Consider the following 17,214-nt stretch of genomic DNA (forward strand, 5'->3'; position numbering starts at 1 on the left):
GTTGAGCAAGATTACCACTTATCGGACTGTCCGAATTTGCGAGGCCGCTTCTATGGAATGTATCCGCCGAGACCATACAGAAATATTAAGCTCTGGAGATCAAGCAGGTCCATTCTTAAGTGCACGCGCGGTTGGCATGGCATTGGCGGCACTTAACGATGCCAAGGCGCATGCTTCGGGTCGTTCGGCGCTGCTGAATATTACTGCCCCTGCAAAGTTAACAGCAATCGGCGCAGCAAATTCCAATGTTGCAGGTGCAGCTGCTTGCGCAGAAGTTCTCAGACTACGATATCCAAACCAGGCACATCTTCTGGAACCAGCATGGCTGCGTTGGCTCGACTATTTTGGATTGGGAGCAGCTGGCAGCCCGGCTGAAATGGCAGGGCGCGCTTTTGGCATACTGGTTCATCAGCAAGGCATGGATGATCCCGTGAATGCCGCCATCGATCAGTACACACCTTCTGGAGCGCGATACGAACATATCGCGCCACCGAGCGATCCTATGCAGCACTACGCAGGCGGTCGTTGGGGTATGTCGACACCATTACTGGCTACCAGAGTTACTGGTTTCCCATTCCCACCGGGACGTACATCTGCAACACATGTAGATCATACAGCACATTATGCAGATGATTTTGAAAAGACCGTCAACAAAGGTGAATCAAACAGAATGCCGGGTACTCGCACTTTACCGGAAGAAATTACCGGTATAGGTTGGGGCTATGACGGATCAATGGAGATTGGAACACCACCTCGACAATATCTGCAAATTGTACTGACAGTACTCGATTTGATTGAAGCACAGAATCCCGGCTCCCTCAGTCCGGAAGAAGAATTGGCGATTCTAGCAGGCGTTGGTATCGTTATGGCAGATGCTGGAATAGACGCATGGCACTACAAGTATGCGCCAACCCACATGATGTGGCGTCCGGCTATCGGCATTCCCAACGCTGAGACCGGAAACGGTGTGGCAGATCCAAGTTGGCAACCACTTGGTCTTCCAAATACAAATGGCTCCAAGCGCAATCTGACTCCCAATTTTCCCTCATATCCATCAGGTCATGCAACGTTTGGTGCAGCAGCATTTCAGCTGTTAAGACTCTTTCTGGTTGAGAAGGATATTGCAAACTTTGATGAAAATGGAGTTGATAACGTACGCTTTGATTTCGTATCGGATGAATTTAATGGTCGCAATAAGGATCCTATAACGATGCAGCCGCGAGAACATATAACATTTGGCTATAATAGTTTGTGGCAGGCGATCATTGATAACTCGGTAAGTCGTCTGTATTTAGGTGTTCACTGGCAGTTCGATGGCGTTACGAAGCGAAATGCTGCGGGCACCGATGATGAGTTTGGCATTCCCAGTTCTCCCAGTGAACTAGGAAAAACCGGCGGTGTTTGGCTGGGTGCCAAAATTGCTAATGAGATTGCACTTAAACTCGGAATCAGTCCTACCACCATCGTAGATTCAAAAATATCGTAATATGAGGTCTTTGTGGTTCGTTATGACCCACAAAGACTTTCAAGGAACCTAAAGGATTCTGGCAGACCGTTGAGACACTATCTGTATGCCGCCTCGGTGTTAAAAGCAGGATCAAAATGCTCATTTATTAGGCATAAACCACGCTTTTCCGCCCGTTTTCTGTCTTGCATCAGCTGCTTCGGGAACGCTTCTTAACGAATGAAATAGACTCACCCCTGCTAAAAGACTGTGTTGATATTTCTCACAAGTATATCCCACAATTTTCTCAGCTTGTCACATCGCACTGTTGCTGCCTAGCGATATGATTAATCCCATTGGATTCATCATATTACCAAAAACAATAGTATGCCCTAGTGTGGGAAATATCACATATAATCGAAAGGAGAAACGCTAACATCCAAATATAGGTTTCACAGTTCTTCTAAAGTTACAACGTGGCGCCCAACGCATCATTTCTACTGAAAGATGAAAAAAGTGTTTTCGGAGGCGATCTCTGGGTGAGCAACAATAAAAAAGATCAAGATGAAAATATGTTTGCCAGTCTTGCTATATCAGCGATTTGGAAAAGCATCAAGCTTGATGTTTGTTCTTACCGCAATGCTTTTTTCTCTGAGCCCTATCGGTTCACTGCATGCCGCAGCAACGTGCACAGCGGAAACTGCTCGTGCCCGGATCGTATCCACACAGGGCGTGATCGAGATCAAACGTATGCAGGAGAAAACCTGGCAATCAGCCAGTATGGACACACTATTGTGTGGAGGTGACATGATCCGTTCCAGATCACACAGCCGTGCCGCATTAAGATTAAATAACAATAGCATGCTACGGCTTGACCAGAAATCGAGTATTATTTTTCCGGCAATGCAAGAAGATAAGAGCGTCTCGCTATTAGATTTTATTGAGGGTGCGATTCATATCATCACACGGACACCGAAACCGTTCAAAATCAGAACTCCCTTTGTTAACGCCGGCGTAGACGGCACCGAATTTCTGGTCAGCGTGCATGGCGACGATGCAGAAGTTGTGGTCTACGAAGGCAAAGTGTCCGTCAGTAATGATTGGGGTCAACTGGCACTCAACGATCATGAAGCGGCCACCATTCACAGAGGCCGGGCACCCCAAAAAGAAATCACGCTATTTCCAATCGATGCAGTGCAATGGGCGTTGTACTATCCCACCATCTTGGATTACTGGCAGGATCGTGGCGTGCAAGATATCAATGCGCTCATACATCAGGCAGGTCAATTGCTCAGCGCCGGGCAAGCTGAAGAAGCCCAGGCAATCATTCAGCGCGTGCTACAGCTGGAGCCGGACAACAGCGATGCCTATGCCTTACAGGCAGTTATCGCTGTCGTGCAAAATGATAAAGATCAAGCACTTGATCTGGCAACCACAGCGGTTACCAGCAATCCGGAATCAGCCGTAGCACACCTGGCGCTTTCCTATGCCCAGCAAGCGCATTTTGAGATTGAAGCCGCGCTTAAAAGCGTACAACAGGCCATGCTGCTGGATCCCCAGCATGCACTGGCGTGGGCGCGAATTGCTGAATTACAAATGTCGCTGGGCGAATTAGAACAAGCAAAGCAAGCCGCGCAACAAGCAGTCAGATTAAATCCTGACTTGAGCAAAACACAGACGATATTAGGCTTTGCGCAGTTATTACAACTTGACACACAAGCTGCAAAAGCAATTTTTCAACGTGCGATTGAACTCGATCAGGCCGATCCGACGCCCAGGCTTGGGCTTGGACTTGCACTGATTCGCGAAGGCAATCTCGAAGCAGGACGCATAGAGCTTGAAATCGCTGCCAGTCTGGATCCGGCTAATTCGCTGATTCGCAGTTATTTGGGTAAAGCGTATTTCGAGGAAAAGCGCTATCCACTATCGAGCACACAATTTGATCTAGCCAAAGAACGCGACCCGAAAGACCCAACTCCGTGGCTCTATGACGGTATCCAGAAACAAACCCAGAATCGCCCGGTGGAAGCGCTCAGGGATATCCAGAAATCGATTGAACTGAACAATAACCGTGCGGTGTATCGATCCAAACTCCTGCTCGATCGCGATGAAGCGGCCCGGGGCTCCAGCCTGGCAAGAATTTTTGAGAATCTCGGATTTGAAAAACGCGCCCTCATGGAAACGTCAAAATCATTGAGCTTCGATCCATCCAGCCATTCGGCGCATCGTTTTTTATCGGATACCTATGCCAACATTCCGCGCCACGAAGCAGCACGCGTCAGCGAATTACTGCAAGCACAACTGTTGCAACCGATCAACGTCAATCCCGTGCAACCGCATCTGGCGGTGGCCGATCTTAATATCATTTCAGGAACGGCGCCCTCGGCCATAGGTTTTAATGAATTTGCTCCGCTCATGGAACGCAATAAACCTCAGTTTGTGGCTTCTGGAAATGTTGGCAGTAATAGTACATTTGGAAACGAAATCGTTGCTTCGATGCTATATAACAAAGCATCGGTCAGCCTGGGACAATTTCATTACGAAACGAATGGATTCCGCCCGAACAGTCAACAAAATAGTAACATTTACAATGCATTCATGCAGTTTAGTGTAACTCCGAAGTTAAATGTTCAAGCAGAACTCCGTGCACACGAAAGTTCGCACGGCGATATATTTTTAGATTTTAGGCGCGAAGGTCGAGAGAACTATCACAGAGAGCTTAATGAAAACGTTGCCAGATTTGGAGGCCGGTACTCACTATCTTCTAACCAAGATCTTCTTTTCTCAGGAAAGTATATTGATCGAAATGTTAAATTATCAGATGTACCACCCAGTGATTTATCTGGATTTCAGTTTGAAACCCAGCATTTATTTCGGCAGAAACATTTCAATTCTGTAATGGGAGGGGGGAGTTATGATTTTGGTCCGCGAGTTAGTCGCAATAATTACTATTTTTATACCAACACTCACTTGCCAGGGAATTTAACAGCATCTGCTGGGATGAGTTATGAAGACTTTCTGAGCGTGGACGGCCACAATCACACGAAGGTAAATCCCAAATTCGGTTTGCAATGGGATATCACCGATAAGCTTCGATTGCGAGCGGCTTGGTTTGAGACGACCAAAGCGCATTTGATTGCACAGCAATCACTTGAGCCGACCCAAATCTCAGGATTTAATCAATTTCTGGATGATTTTAATGGAGCTCGCTCGCTTAGGATGGGTATTGGGGCTGATTATCGTTTATCAGATGTTGTGTTTGGTGGTGTCGAGGCTTCCGAACGCAAGTTTAAAATACCTTTCGTTCCTCCAAGTTCCACAACAGAGGAATTGTCCGAACGTAAAGAACAGCTATATCGCTCATATTTATACTGGATTCCTCACTTGCACTGGGTCGCTAGAGGAGAGTTTCAGTATGAAAATTATAACGAATTGTTTTCTAAAAATATGTTTTCGGGAAATCCTCAGCAGCTTCAGACATTAAGCGCGCCAGTAAGCATCGAATATTTTCATCCGAAGGGTTTATTTTCAAAATTTTCAACCACGTTTGTGCATCAAAACCTCAGACTTTTTTCTGACTTGACGGATAGACGCGCGAGAGATCCAGAAATTACCCATTCCGGGATTGATTCATTCTTCCTGGTTGATTTAGCATTGGGTTACCGATTTGCTAAAAGAAGAGGCCTGTTAAGCCTAGAAGGGAAAAACCTTCTGAATGACCATTTCTTTTATAAAAATACAAATTTTTATAGCTCTGAACCTAGGATTGGTACCTTTATACCTGAGCGTATGTTTTTTATGAAACTAACATTTAATTATTGAAAGGAGATTGCTATGAATCACTACTGATAAGGGAATCAATTAATTTTATATTGCAAGAAATCATTTAATAAAATGAGGAAATTAAAATGCCTACTAATGTTTATACTACATATGATGCATCGGTAAATCCGGTTAATTGCTGTGTACATCTCGAGATTTTAAATTCCAGTAAGGTGCTAACGCACCATCTTCATAGATTTGTTGCTGCAAATACATTTATTAACCATGAAGGAACGTGGTATTACATTTCATATGATCCAACTCAATCAAATGACAAAAAACGTTGTTGCGTTTGGACTACTAGGACAGAACATGACGCCGAGGGTAATATGATAATTAAAAAAGACACGGTTTTATGTTGTGGTGATCGAGTTCTTCTTTAATAAATCTACTCCGCGCGCCCTGCGCCTATCCCCGTGGCAAGCCACGGGGAATTACAAGTTCAAACAGAGGCTCCACAGTTTTTCTAAAACCTCAATCAGGAACCCAACGCATCATTTCTACTAAAAGATACAAAACAGGTGTTTTCGGAGGCGATCTCTGGGTGAGCAACAATAAAAAAGATCAAGATGAAAATATGTTTGCCAGTCTTGCTATATCAGCGATTTGGAAAAGCATCAAGCTTGATGTTTGTTCTTACCGCAATGCTTTTTTCTCTGAGCCCTATCGGTTCACTGCATGCCGCAGCAACGTGCACAGCGGAAACTGCTCGTGCCCGGATCGTATCCACACAGGGCGTGATCGAGATCAAACGTATGCAGGAGAAAACCTGGCAATCAGCCAGTATGGACACACTATTGTGTGGAGGTGACATGATCCGTTCCAGATCACACAGCCGTGCCGCATTAAGATTAAATAACAATAGCATGCTACGGCTTGACCAGAAATCGAGTATTATTTTTCCGGCAATGCAAGAAGATAAGAGCGTCTCGCTATTAGATTTTATTGAGGGTGCGATTCATATCATCACACGGACACCGAAACCGTTCAAAATCAGAACTCCCTTTGTTAACGCCGGCGTAGACGGCACCGAATTTCTGGTCAGCGTGCATGGCGACGATGCAGAAGTTGTGGTCTACGAAGGCAAAGTGTCCGTCAGTAATGATTGGGGTCAACTGGCACTCAACGATCATGAAGCGGCCACCATTCACAGAGGCCGGGCACCCCAAAAAGAAATCACGCTATTTCCAATCGATGCAGTGCAATGGGCGTTGTACTATCCCACCATCTTGGATTACTGGCAGGATCGTGGCGTGCAAGATATCAATGCGCTCATACATCAGGCAGGTCAATTGCTCAGCGCCGGGCAAGCTGAAGAAGCCCAGGCAATCATTCAGCGCGTGCTACAGCTGGAGCCGGACAACAGCGATGCCTATGCCTTACAGGCAGTTATCGCTGTCGTGCAAAATGATAAAGATCAAGCACTTGATCTGGCAACCACAGCGGTTACCAGCAATCCGGAATCAGCCGTAGCACACCTGGCGCTTTCCTATGCCCAGCAAGCGCATTTTGAGATTGAAGCCGCGCTTAAAAGCGTACAACAGGCCATGCTGCTGGATCCCCAGCATGCACTGGCGTGGGCGCGAATTGCTGAATTACAAATGTCGCTGGGCGAATTAGAACAAGCAAAGCAAGCCGCGCAACAAGCAGTCAGATTAAATCCTGACTTGAGCAAAACACAGACGATATTAGGCTTTGCGCAGTTATTACAACTTGACACACAAGCTGCAAAAGCAATTTTTCAACGTGCGATTGAACTCGATCAGGCCGATCCGACGCCCAGGCTTGGGCTTGGACTTGCACTGATTCGCGAAGGCAATCTCGAAGCAGGACGCATAGAGCTTGAAATCGCTGCCAGTCTGGATCCGGCTAATTCGCTGATTCGCAGTTATTTGGGTAAAGCGTATTTCGAGGAAAAGCGCTATCCACTATCGAGCACACAATTTGATCTAGCCAAAGAACGCGACCCGAAAGACCCAACTCCGTGGCTCTATGACGGTATCCAGAAACAAACCCAGAATCGCCCGGTGGAAGCGCTCAGGGATATCCAGAAATCGATTGAACTGAACAATAACCGTGCGGTGTATCGATCCAAACTCCTGCTCGATCGCGATGAAGCGGCCCGGGGCTCCAGCCTGGCAAGAATTTTTGAGAATCTCGGATTTGAAAAACGCGCCCTCATGGAAACGTCAAAATCATTGAGCTTCGATCCATCCAGCCATTCGGCGCATCGTTTTTTATCGGATACCTATGCCAACATTCCGCGCCACGAAGCAGCACGCGTCAGCGAATTACTGCAAGCACAACTGTTGCAACCGATCAACGTCAATCCCGTGCAACCGCATCTGGCGGTAGCTGATCTTAATATTATAAATAACACGGGCCCATCGAATCCGGGGTTTAATGAATTTTCCCCCTTAATGGAACGCAGCAAGGCTCAATTGATCACGTCGGGTGTGGTTGGCAACAATAGTAGCTTGGGCAATGAAGTGGTTTTCTCTAAATTCAACGAGCGCACATCGATTAGCCTGGGGCAATTTCATTATGAAACCAATGGCTTCCGCACCAACAATGATCAAAACCATGATATTCTCAATGCTTTCGTTCAACATGCGCTAACATCCAGACTGAATCTGCAGGCAGAAGTGCGCACTCGTTCGTCGGATCAGGGCAATTTATTGCTGGATTTTGACAGGGATTCCACAAATCTCAATCTCCCTCAGAATAGATTCCGACGAAAAATCGATGAAGACTCAGTTCGCATAGGCGGTAAATATGATCTGGCCCCTAATCAGAATATCATTATGTCGGGACAGTACACTGATAGAAAAAGTGAGAATACGGATCCTATTCCTGTGGGGTTGATTAATAATTTAACCTCAGCTAAAAATGAAGCCTATCAGACTGAAATGCAATATCAGTTTCGTAGTAATCGGATTAATATGCTAGCGGGCTCTGGCGTTTATCGTACCAATGTTGATCGGGACATTAGAGAAATAAGCTTACTAACAAAACAAGTAAATTGCTGCTCAACTGAAAACTTCAGCAATGACAAAACAAATGGCTATGTTTATACCAATTTGAATTTTAATGAAAACACAAATGCTACCCTTGGTTTTAGCTACGACTCTTATAAAGGAAGGGACTTACCAGTTGATGGATTCAACCCCAAATTAGGTTTACAGTGGAGCTTTACCAAGCAATTAAGGCTGCGCATGGCGTTGATTGAAACGATTAAAGCACCCCTCACAACTCAGCAGACTATTGAACCCACGCAGGTCGCCGGGTTTAACCAATTATTTGATGATCCTAATGGCACAAAATCCCGTCGAATGGGGATTGGATTGGATGCTCATCATAGAAATAAAGTCTTTACTGGTTTTGAAATTTCCAGCCGTGATTTGAAAGTTCCTGTGCATTCTTCGAGAAGTAGCAGTTTCCAGGATCAGAAAGAAAATTTGTACCGAGCATACTTATATGGCTTATTACATACTAACTGGACTGCCAAAAGTGAAATTCAGCTTGAGAAATTTTCTCGGGCGGAAACATCTGCCGGCCCTCATAATATTGACACTTTCAGTATTCCTACCGAAGTAGATTATTTTAATCCTCGGGGATTTTTTGCCAATTTGACCGGCACCTTTGTACATCAGAAGATTGACCGACAGGGAGATCAGAATGAAGGCATCGATAAATTCTTCTTAGTTGATGCATCGGTTGGTTATCGACTCCCCAATCGGCGAGGAATTGTAAGTCTGGAGGCAAGAAATCTTTTTGATGAATCTTTTTTATTCCGCAATATCAATTTCCAAACATCCGAGCCTGTTAACTCACGTTTTGTTCCAACTCGCACAATCTTTGTGCGGATAACATTAAATTTCTAGAAAAAAGGAGAAAATAGCATGCAAAATCTTAAGCAACCATTTGTGATATTTTTGTTATTCTTAGTATTTGTATTAACAGGATGTGAAACACATAAAATTCGTGATACGCATCCTTCAAATTTATTTTCAAAAGACTTACCAATCGAACTTGCAAATGAGCTAGAAAGAATTTCGAATGTTAATTTCGGTTTTGTTGTACTCATCGATAGTACTAATGGGCAGAAAAGGTATTTGAAGCATGTCGATGCAGATTCATATCGCGTAGTTGGCCCTGAAGCTGCATCTGAAATAAGAAACATTGCATCAATTTCCATAACCGGAGTCACAGAGTTAGAAGTACAGGGAGCAAAATTTAATTCGTGTAGTTATATTAGTATTAATGGTCAAATTGAACTCATTTGTCAAAAAAACGAAAACCAGGAACCACGAGCTATTGCAAATTCAGTTACCGATATAGCTTTATTACCTTCTGAAGTTGTTAGCAGGCTTGAGGAAGCAGCGGAAATGAGCAATATTGGGTTTCTTGTTCTTGTTGACATAGTCACCGGTAAAGCAAAGCTTCTAAAACGAGAAAATTATGTTAGCCTGTCGGCAAGTTTGCCTCAATCCATATCAGGAATAGTCAGCAGTAGCGCGTGGAATGTAACAACGTACAAGAAGAATCCTTGCTGCTATTGGATTAATATTGATGGCGATCTGGAATATGTGTGTAAGAAACATATTAATTGTTAGAACACTCAGGGATGCTCTTTTAGTGATGAATAGTTAAATCACACATCAAGGCAATTTAAACTGCCTTGATGTAGAAGACACCATTCTATAGATCTATATTAAGCTGTAGCTAATCCCAGAATGCTATGATCAAGCACTCCAACCAAATTGCTTTCCCAGTATTTATCGATAATGTTTACTGCTTCACTTGTAACTAAATCAACTAGTTCCTCCTCACTCCAAGTGATCAGAGTAGGAGACTCACTCAATGCGTCAAGAATAAGCAATTGAAATTCCTCTTGATCATCACTTCTAGGAAAAGTGTTAATTTGGTCCAGTTCAGTTTCATCAAGTGCTAAAAAACTATTGATTATAGAGCCGTAAAATAAAGATTCTATGCTTTCATTTGCTGCTAAAACATTAACTAGATGCCCTACACCTAATTCTTCTGCATCATATTTCCCATCATTAAGCTGAAAATCGGCGTACTCTACAAAAGTGAAATCATAATTTAGTGGCATATTAATTTCTGATCGGACTGTATCACTCAATGATGAATTCGATAAAATGCCGTCCCTTTCATTAAAACTAATAAGTCGTTCCAAAGAGCCTAAATCAGAATTTACTAGTAAGCTGGTATAATCTACTTCCTTGTTGTTTAAACCAGCAGCATCAAAATACTCTCGAATTACAGTAGTAGAGTGTCCAGAAATTTCGTTGAGCATATTCGTTGTTACACCACTTTCTCTGGCAGCGGCAAAAATTATTTCCGCTTGTCCAACATTTGCATTAATAAAATCATTTGCTTGTTGAACGCTGTATCCTAGTTTGGCTAAGTGTGCTTCGGCCGAAATGAATGATTCTACTGACATGATTTAATCCTTTAAAAATTTATATAGATTCAACTTTGGTGCCGCTTGTATATAGTAGTGCATGATATTCTACGAATACATTTAGATGACGTTCGACATTCATTCAATTTGGAACTGACTCTTCTTTAGGGCAAATTCAGATTCGAGAGACTCTCGGACTAAGAGCCTTTTTTGACGATAATTCCAGCGTAGCTTCGAGAAAACATTCAGCAGATGCATGCGCTCCCGGTCAATACAGCAATGCAGAAAATAAGCATCAGGGTTCATAAAAACCCCCAATAAGGTTTATCATACTCTTCTTTGTTCAATTTACAGACAACCTGAATGGAACCAGTCTATTTCGACCACAATGCCACCACCCGCGTCGACGACGCTGTACTCGAAGCCATGTTACCGTACTTTCAACAGGAGTTCGGCAATGCCTCCAGTCGCCATGGCTACGGCTTGAACGCGCGGCGGGCAATTGATAGAGCGCGCAAACAGGTAGCGGATGCGGTAGGAGTACAACCGATGCAGGTGATTTTCACCAGCGGTGGCTCGGAAGCAAATAACTTGTTTATCCGTGGCGCGGCCGATAGTTTGAAACCCGGCAATCTTTTCATCAGCGCGATTGAGCATCCTTGTGTGTTGAAACCAACCCAAGCGCTGTCTCGCCGCAGTTGCGATGCGTGGGCGATGCACCAGTTGGCGGTTAACGCTTCCGGGCAGGTGGATTTGGATGCAGCGGGTGACGCGATGCAGAATCACAAGCCTGGATTGGTTGCGGTGATGCTGGCGAATAACGAGACCGGCGTGATTCAGGATGTTACCGGTGTTGCCGAACTAGCACGCTCGCATGGTGCTTATGTTCACACCGACGCGATTCAAGGATTGGGTAAAATTCCGGTTGATTTCTCGGCACTCAAAGTGCATGCCATGACACTTTCTGCGCACAAGATTTATGGCCCCAAAGGCGCAGCGGCATTGATTGTCGACAAACGGTTGTTATTAAAACCGCTGATCTATGGTGGCGGACATGAAAATGGATTGCGCTCCGGCACCGAGAATGTGCCTGCGATTGTCGGTTTTGGCGTAGCGTGCGAATTGGCGCAAGCGCGCATGGCCGAAACCGTGCAACATGTCTCTTTATTGCGCAATCAGTTAGAAAGAGGATTGATTGCTATGAATGCAGTGATTTTCGGCAGTGCTGCCGCACGCATTGCCAACACCTGTTACTTTGCGTTGCCGGATATTGAAGGTGACACGCTGGTGGTTAAATTGGATAAAGCTGGTTTTGCTGTCGCGGCTGGAGCTGCTTGTTCCAGCGTAAATCCGGGACAAAGTCATGTGCTGAATGCTATGCAGGTTGACCCGATGCTTGCACGCTGCGCGGTGCGTGTCAGTTTGGGGCGCAGCAACACGTTGGAACAAATTGACAATTTCTTGCGTACTACGCAGCGCATTGTTGCAGAATTGAAGCAAACCAGTAGTCTTTCTTTTTAAAGCGCACTCTCTAAATCCAAACTTAGTTACAATACTGCGTTGCTATTATCAACGCTTGACATTGAAACTGTCTTAAAATCAATTCATCTATGACGAATCAAACCACGAAATTGATCAAAGCCATCATTCTGAGCGCCGGGCAAGGCCGCCGCTTATTGCCACTGACTGAGAATATGCCAAAATGCCTGCTGCCAGTTTCCGATAAACCCGTGCTGGCCTGGCAAATCGATGCTTTGTTGGCAGTGGGTGTCAATGATATTACGATTATTAGCGGCTTTCAGGTAGCACTGATTGAGGCGTTGCTGCAACAACGTTACGCAAACCATCCCAAGATTAAAATTCTGTTCAACCCTTTTTATGAGGTAGCGGATAATCTGGCAAGTTGCTGGATCGCACGCGCCGAAATGGATGGCGATTTTTTGCTGCTAAACGGCGATACCGTGATCGAATCGGCGTTGCTGAGCAAAGTCTTGAATTCAGAATTCGCGCCCATTACACTGAGTGTGGATGACAAGGATACTTATGACGCCGACGATATGAAAGTACAACTAGATGCCGATCGCTGGGTGCAACAAGTCAGCAAGATCGTGCCGCCACATCAAGTCAACGCGGAATCAATTGGTTTGATTTACTTCCGCGAGCAAGGCGCACGCACCTTTCGTGATGCCGTGGAAGTGGCTTTGCGTCATCCGGCGGAACTCAAATCATGGTATTTATCAATTATTGATCGTCTGGCTAAGCAGCATTTGGTGAACTCTTGTTCTATCAAAGGTTTTCGCTGGTGCGAAATCGATTTCATTGAGGACTTAGCCCGGGCAGGCATTATTTTTAGCGAGTAAACTCGTATGATGCAGGATTCAGCTCCAACGAACTACAATGCCACCATGCGCAAATTCGGTGCGCCACAAACGATTATCCAGTCATATCATTACTGGTCAGTGTTATTACGTCCGGCGCAAGCCACGCTGGGTGCGCTGGTCTTAATTGCACATGAGCCAGCCAATGCCTTCTCGGAGTTGAGTTTGGCAAGTTTTAATGAGCTACATGCAGTAACCCGGCATATCGAATCAGCACTAACCCAAGCTTTTCAGTATGACAAAATCAATTATCTGATGCTGATGATGGTTGACCCGGATGTGCACTTTCACGTGCTGCCACGCTATGCACAGCCTAAGTCATTCGCCGGCATGGAATTTATCGACGCAGGTTGGCCAGCCGTGCCGAATTTGAGTCAAATCAACAAAACAGACACAGCTATCAATCAGCAGATCATGGAGCATCTCAAAACCTACTGGTCGTGACCGTAATGAAGCGAGGCAACAAGTGACTGAACAAGCCACCGAACAAAATACACCTTACGCCAAGGAATTTCCCTTGCGGGAAGCACATCATCTGGTACGCGATCTGTTGGCGCCCAATCCGTGGATTTATTGGATTGATTTTCTGTTCCATGTCACGCTGGGCTGGATCGCTTTTTTCACTGCGCTGTTTTCTCCGTTTTTATCACTGTGGCAACTAGGTGCTTTTGTGATTTCGGTACTGGCATTGTATCGCTCGGCGGTTTTTGTGCATGAACTGGCGCATTTGAAAAAGGGCACGTTCCAAAACTTCCGTCTAGCATGGAATATTCTGAGCGGCATCCCATTCATGATCCCTTCGTTTACTTATGATGGCGTGCATAACGATCATCATAAGCCGGATGTGTATGGCACCAGCGCAGATGGTGAATACCTGCCGTTTGCGACGCGCAAGCCCGGAGAAATGGTGGTGTATGTGTTATTGTCGTTGCTGATCCCGATTCTGCTAGCGATACGGTTTGTGGTATTGACGCCTATCACTTACCTCATTCCCCCGCTGCACAGAATCGTGTGGGAACGCGCATCGTCATTGACGATTGATCCGAATTACCGGCGCGCCAAAGATGCTGTCCGCAACGATCTCAATTGGCGACAGCAGGAAATCGCTGCCTGTTTGTTTGGTGCAACTGTTATTGCGCTGGTGATGCTGGAAGTTTTCCCGTATTCATTGTTGATACTCTGGTATTTGGTCGCGGTGACTGTCTTTGCCCTTAATTCATTGCGCACGCTGGCCGCTCACGCTTACCGCAATCCCGGCAATCGCAAGATGACTTTGGCTGAACAATATTTGGATTCGATCAATATTCCCGGTAACTTTCTGGTCACACCGCTGTGGGCGCCGGTCGGTTTGCGTTACCATGCCACGCATCACCTCTTCATGAGTATGCCATACCATAATCTTGGCAAGGCCCAGCGTCGCTTGATCAATAATCTGACCGATAATTCGCAGTATATCAAAACACTGCGCAGCGGCTTATGGCCAGCACTAAAACAAATTTGGCGCGAATCCTCTGAAGCTGCCACGAATCCCTCGCAGCGACAAAACAATTAATGCTAAAAATTGTCCCGGCGGCAAAAACTTCCCGACAAAGCGTGACGAAGCTGGTGCTGTTGCGTCACGGGCAAAGTATCTGGAATCGCGATAAAAAATTCACCGGCTGGAGCGATGTGGCGCTAAGCTCAAAAGGTGAGCAGGAAGCTGAACAAGCGGCTTACTTGCTGAAGCATGCAGGCTTCACTTTTGATTTGTGTTTTACTTCCGTCCTGCAACGCGCCACATCGACATCGCGCATTGCACTAGCAAGCATGCACCTGGATATTCCGGTACTGCAAACCTGGCATTTAAATGAACGCCACTACGGAGCACTCGAAGGCATGAAGCGTTGGTCGGCGATCAGACAATTCGGCATTTGGCCGATTCTGGGTTGCCAAATCAAATTTGACGCCGCCCCCCCAAATTTGAATCAAGAAGATTATCGTTATCCTGGCAATCAGCTCAGTTATGCCCATATTGATCGCGATCAACTGCCAACAGGAGAGAGCATGCGACAAACCCTCATGCGCCTCAAACCCTATTGGCAGAATACGATTCAACCGGAAATTCAGCAAGGAAAACACGTGCTGATTGTCTCTCACCGCAATACCCTGCGAGCGCTGATGATGTTATTGGATCATCTCACTCCCACACAGGTCATGAAATTGAAATTGGCTACTGGTCGCCCCTTAGTGTATGAGCTAGATCAGCAATGCAATGCCATGCGGCATTATTATATCGACAAGCTCGTTTGATGCGCTTTGTTTCATCATGCCAACCATCCACAGCTTTGCCCCCATAGCGGGCGTTCACGCAAAAATCCTGATACTCGGCAGCATGCCCGGTGAGGCTTCCCTAGCGGCAACTCAATATTACGCGCATCCGCGCAATGCCTTCTGGCCAATTATGGCACCACTACTGCAAATCCAAGTGAATTCGTCCTATGAAGAAAAAATAATCGCCCTGAAATCATCGCCCATCGCACTATGGGATGTACTTAAATCCTGCAACCGCTCTGGAAGTCTGGATTCAATGATTGAAACTGGGACGCAGATTGTCAACAATTTTCCAGCCTTTTTTGCCGTGCATCCGCAAATTACCCATGTATTTTTTAACGGTGGGAAAGCAGAAACCTGCTTTAGGCGCAACGTCATTCCGGGCAATAAGTTAGGATCAATAACTCTGTCACGCCTGCCTTCCACAAGCCCCGCTAACGCAAGATTGTCATTCGACGCAAAATACAAAACATGGCATCAAATAATCAAATTAGCATTGGAGTCGCACTGACCATCTACTCAACAAAACAATGCAAAATACTTGACGGCAAAGCCTAGGATGCGTTTTACTTACACGCTACAATACAACAATGCTAATTAACATTTAACTGAAAGGAATTGATTCGATGAAAAAGCTCGTAATTATTGTGCTCATTATTTTTGCCGCTGGTTATATCAGCTTAATGGTTCAGCATTTTTAGATCGCAAAGATAGCGCCTAAATTGCTCTATCCACAGCAGCACACTGTGTGCTGTGTTGCTCGCGTGCAGGAGGATCCGTCAAAAATGACACTTCACAACGCAAAAAAGAACATATTTATTTTTCCTGAACTTAATAGCTACAGAGATTCTACTGTATTGCTGCGCACCGACATCTGATGCATGCCGCTGTTTAAAACACAGTACTTGCTTTTTATTTTCTTGGCCGTTACCACCATTGCATCTCATACTTGGATCGCGCAATATGAACCCGATGGATCTGAGCTGTTAACTGACCATTGGAAATACAAAACTTCAGAAAACAGTCAAATTAATCTCACCAGCACCGGGTTCAATCTTATATCCAATGATGCAACAACGATAACCAGCATCTACCAGGATATCCCAACGGTTGCGCCTGGTACGATTTTATTGCTATCCGCTGATGTAAAAAGCAATGATGTATTAGCAGGCGAAAAGCCTTGGAATCAGGCCAGACTTCTGCTGCTGCAAATTGATAAAAAGAAGGAGCGCTGGGACTTGCCTTCGGTAGTAGTGTCGCTGACAGGAACCCATGATTGGGAAAATTATCCAGGCATTTTTACTGTTTCACATGAAACCCAAAGCATCCGGGCAATCGCACAATTAAGTCAAGCTACCGGATCGCTCCAAGTCAATAATATCCAACTTTATCCCGTCCGCGAAACTCAGTTGTTCGCGACAATCAGGAACATAATGCTATCCGCATGGAGCGTTTTCTTCCTGCTGCTGATTGGCTCATGCCTTATCAGCAAAAAACAAAGTATTTTCTTGCGCTTATTACTAGTTTGCGCATTCATCTCCATTCTCGCGGGAACAACTCTGCCAGGAAAACTCAAGAATCAAGTATCCGATGAAGTGAAAACACACATTCATACGCAAAGTGAGCAAACTAAAAACACAATGACATGGGATTTATCCAAGATCTGGCATTTTTGTTTATTTTTTTTGTTTGGCTTGATTCTATGCTTGATGATGACTCAAGAACGCTTAAGCCGAATGATATTCGCCATTCTTTCTCTAGCCGCTGGCACTGAGCTCGCACAGAAGCGGCCTCGCAAATTCGGACAGTCCGATAAGTGGTAATCTTGCTCA

The 17,214-nt window shown here is 45.3% G+C and carries 12 protein-coding genes; 11 read left to right on the forward strand and 1 reads right to left on the reverse strand.

Features of this window, described 5'->3' with window-relative positions:
- From QZV86_RS10935 to QZV86_RS10950, 4 genes are all read left to right on the forward strand, one after another.
- A partial coding sequence (locus QZV86_RS10935; protein ID WP_295627802.1) for a vanadium-dependent haloperoxidase occupies positions 1–1,486 on the forward strand: 1,486 nt, incomplete at its 5' end.
- Between the two features lie 522 nt (positions 1,487–2,008).
- Positions 2,009–5,266, forward strand: coding sequence for a TonB-dependent receptor (locus QZV86_RS10940; RefSeq protein WP_295627805.1), 3,258 nt, complete (start codon positions 2,009–2,011; stop codon positions 5,264–5,266).
- A gap of 569 nt (positions 5,267–5,835) precedes the next feature.
- Positions 5,836–9,150: a TonB-dependent receptor gene (locus tag QZV86_RS10945; RefSeq protein WP_295627808.1), complete on the forward strand. Its 3,315-nt coding sequence runs from the start codon at positions 5,836–5,838 to the stop codon at positions 9,148–9,150.
- An 18-nt stretch (positions 9,151–9,168) separates the two neighbouring features.
- Positions 9,169–9,882 (forward strand): hypothetical protein, encoded by a 714-nt coding sequence (locus QZV86_RS10950; RefSeq protein WP_295627811.1) that lies wholly within the window; start codon positions 9,169–9,171, stop codon positions 9,880–9,882.
- Between the two features lie 98 nt (positions 9,883–9,980).
- Here QZV86_RS10950 and QZV86_RS10955 read toward each other — a convergent pair whose 3' ends face one another.
- A complete protein-coding gene (locus QZV86_RS10955) occupies positions 9,981–10,733 on the reverse strand; it encodes a hypothetical protein (RefSeq protein WP_295627816.1) in 753 nt (250 codons plus the stop codon).
- A gap of 324 nt (positions 10,734–11,057) precedes the next feature.
- Between QZV86_RS10955 and QZV86_RS10960 the strand changes: the two genes are divergently transcribed.
- The 7 genes from QZV86_RS10960 (at position 11,058) to QZV86_RS10990 (ending at position 17,205) form a co-directional block, all read left to right on the forward strand.
- Positions 11,058–12,215 (forward strand): cysteine desulfurase family protein, encoded by a 1,158-nt coding sequence (locus QZV86_RS10960; RefSeq protein ID WP_295627820.1) that lies wholly within the window; start codon positions 11,058–11,060, stop codon positions 12,213–12,215.
- 89 nt (positions 12,216–12,304) lie between these two features.
- Positions 12,305–13,054 carry a phosphocholine cytidylyltransferase family protein gene (locus QZV86_RS10965; RefSeq protein ID WP_295627823.1) on the forward strand — a complete coding sequence of 250 codons (750 nt, stop codon included), beginning with the start codon at positions 12,305–12,307 and terminating at the stop codon, positions 13,052–13,054.
- Between the two features lie 6 nt (positions 13,055–13,060).
- Positions 13,061–13,516 carry an HIT family protein gene (locus tag QZV86_RS10970; protein ID WP_295627826.1) on the forward strand — a complete coding sequence of 152 codons (456 nt, stop codon included), beginning with the start codon at positions 13,061–13,063 and terminating at the stop codon, positions 13,514–13,516.
- A 22-nt stretch (positions 13,517–13,538) separates the two neighbouring features.
- Positions 13,539–14,624 (forward strand): fatty acid desaturase, encoded by a 1,086-nt coding sequence (locus QZV86_RS10975; RefSeq protein WP_295627830.1) that lies wholly within the window; start codon positions 13,539–13,541, stop codon positions 14,622–14,624.
- Entirely contained in the window at positions 14,624–15,361 is a 738-nt protein-coding gene (locus tag QZV86_RS10980) for a 2,3-bisphosphoglycerate-dependent phosphoglycerate mutase (RefSeq protein WP_295627833.1), read from the forward strand. Before QZV86_RS10975 ends, QZV86_RS10980 begins: the two co-directional genes overlap by 1 nt.
- Before the next feature lie 16 nt (positions 15,362–15,377).
- A complete protein-coding gene (locus QZV86_RS10985; RefSeq protein WP_295627836.1) occupies positions 15,378–15,893 on the forward strand; it encodes a DNA-deoxyinosine glycosylase in 516 nt (171 codons plus the stop codon).
- A 409-nt stretch (positions 15,894–16,302) separates the two neighbouring features.
- Entirely contained in the window at positions 16,303–17,205 is a 903-nt protein-coding gene (locus tag QZV86_RS10990; RefSeq protein WP_295627839.1) for a VanZ family protein, read from the forward strand.
- Positions 17,206–17,214 lie beyond the last annotated feature (9 nt).

This window comes from uncultured Nitrosomonas sp. (genome assembly GCF_902826915.1).
Taxonomy (GTDB): domain Bacteria; phylum Pseudomonadota; class Gammaproteobacteria; order Burkholderiales; family Nitrosomonadaceae; genus Nitrosomonas.

What these genes read in the sequence shown, in the direction of transcription:
- QZV86_RS10960 (WP_295627820.1), top strand. Translation starts at nt 11,058, where the DNA reads ATGGAACCAGTCTATTTCGACCACAATGCCACCACCCGCGTCGACGAC.
- QZV86_RS10965 (WP_295627823.1), top strand. Translation starts at nt 12,305, where the DNA reads ATGACGAATCAAACCACGAAATTGATCAAAGCCATCATTCTGAGCGCC.
- QZV86_RS10950 (WP_295627811.1), top strand. Translation starts at nt 9,169, where the DNA reads ATGCAAAATCTTAAGCAACCATTTGTGATATTTTTGTTATTCTTAGTA.
- QZV86_RS10955 (WP_295627816.1), bottom strand. Translation starts at nt 10,733, where the DNA reads ATGTCAGTAGAATCATTCATTTCGGCCGAAGCACACTTAGCCAAACTA.
- QZV86_RS10980 (WP_295627833.1), top strand. Translation starts at nt 14,624, where the DNA reads ATGCTAAAAATTGTCCCGGCGGCAAAAACTTCCCGACAAAGCGTGACG.
- QZV86_RS10940 (WP_295627805.1), top strand. Translation starts at nt 2,009, where the DNA reads ATGAAAATATGTTTGCCAGTCTTGCTATATCAGCGATTTGGAAAAGCA.
- QZV86_RS10945 (WP_295627808.1), top strand. Translation starts at nt 5,836, where the DNA reads ATGAAAATATGTTTGCCAGTCTTGCTATATCAGCGATTTGGAAAAGCA.
- QZV86_RS10970 (WP_295627826.1), top strand. Translation starts at nt 13,061, where the DNA reads ATGATGCAGGATTCAGCTCCAACGAACTACAATGCCACCATGCGCAAA.
- QZV86_RS10985 (WP_295627836.1), top strand. Translation starts at nt 15,378, where the DNA reads ATGCCAACCATCCACAGCTTTGCCCCCATAGCGGGCGTTCACGCAAAA.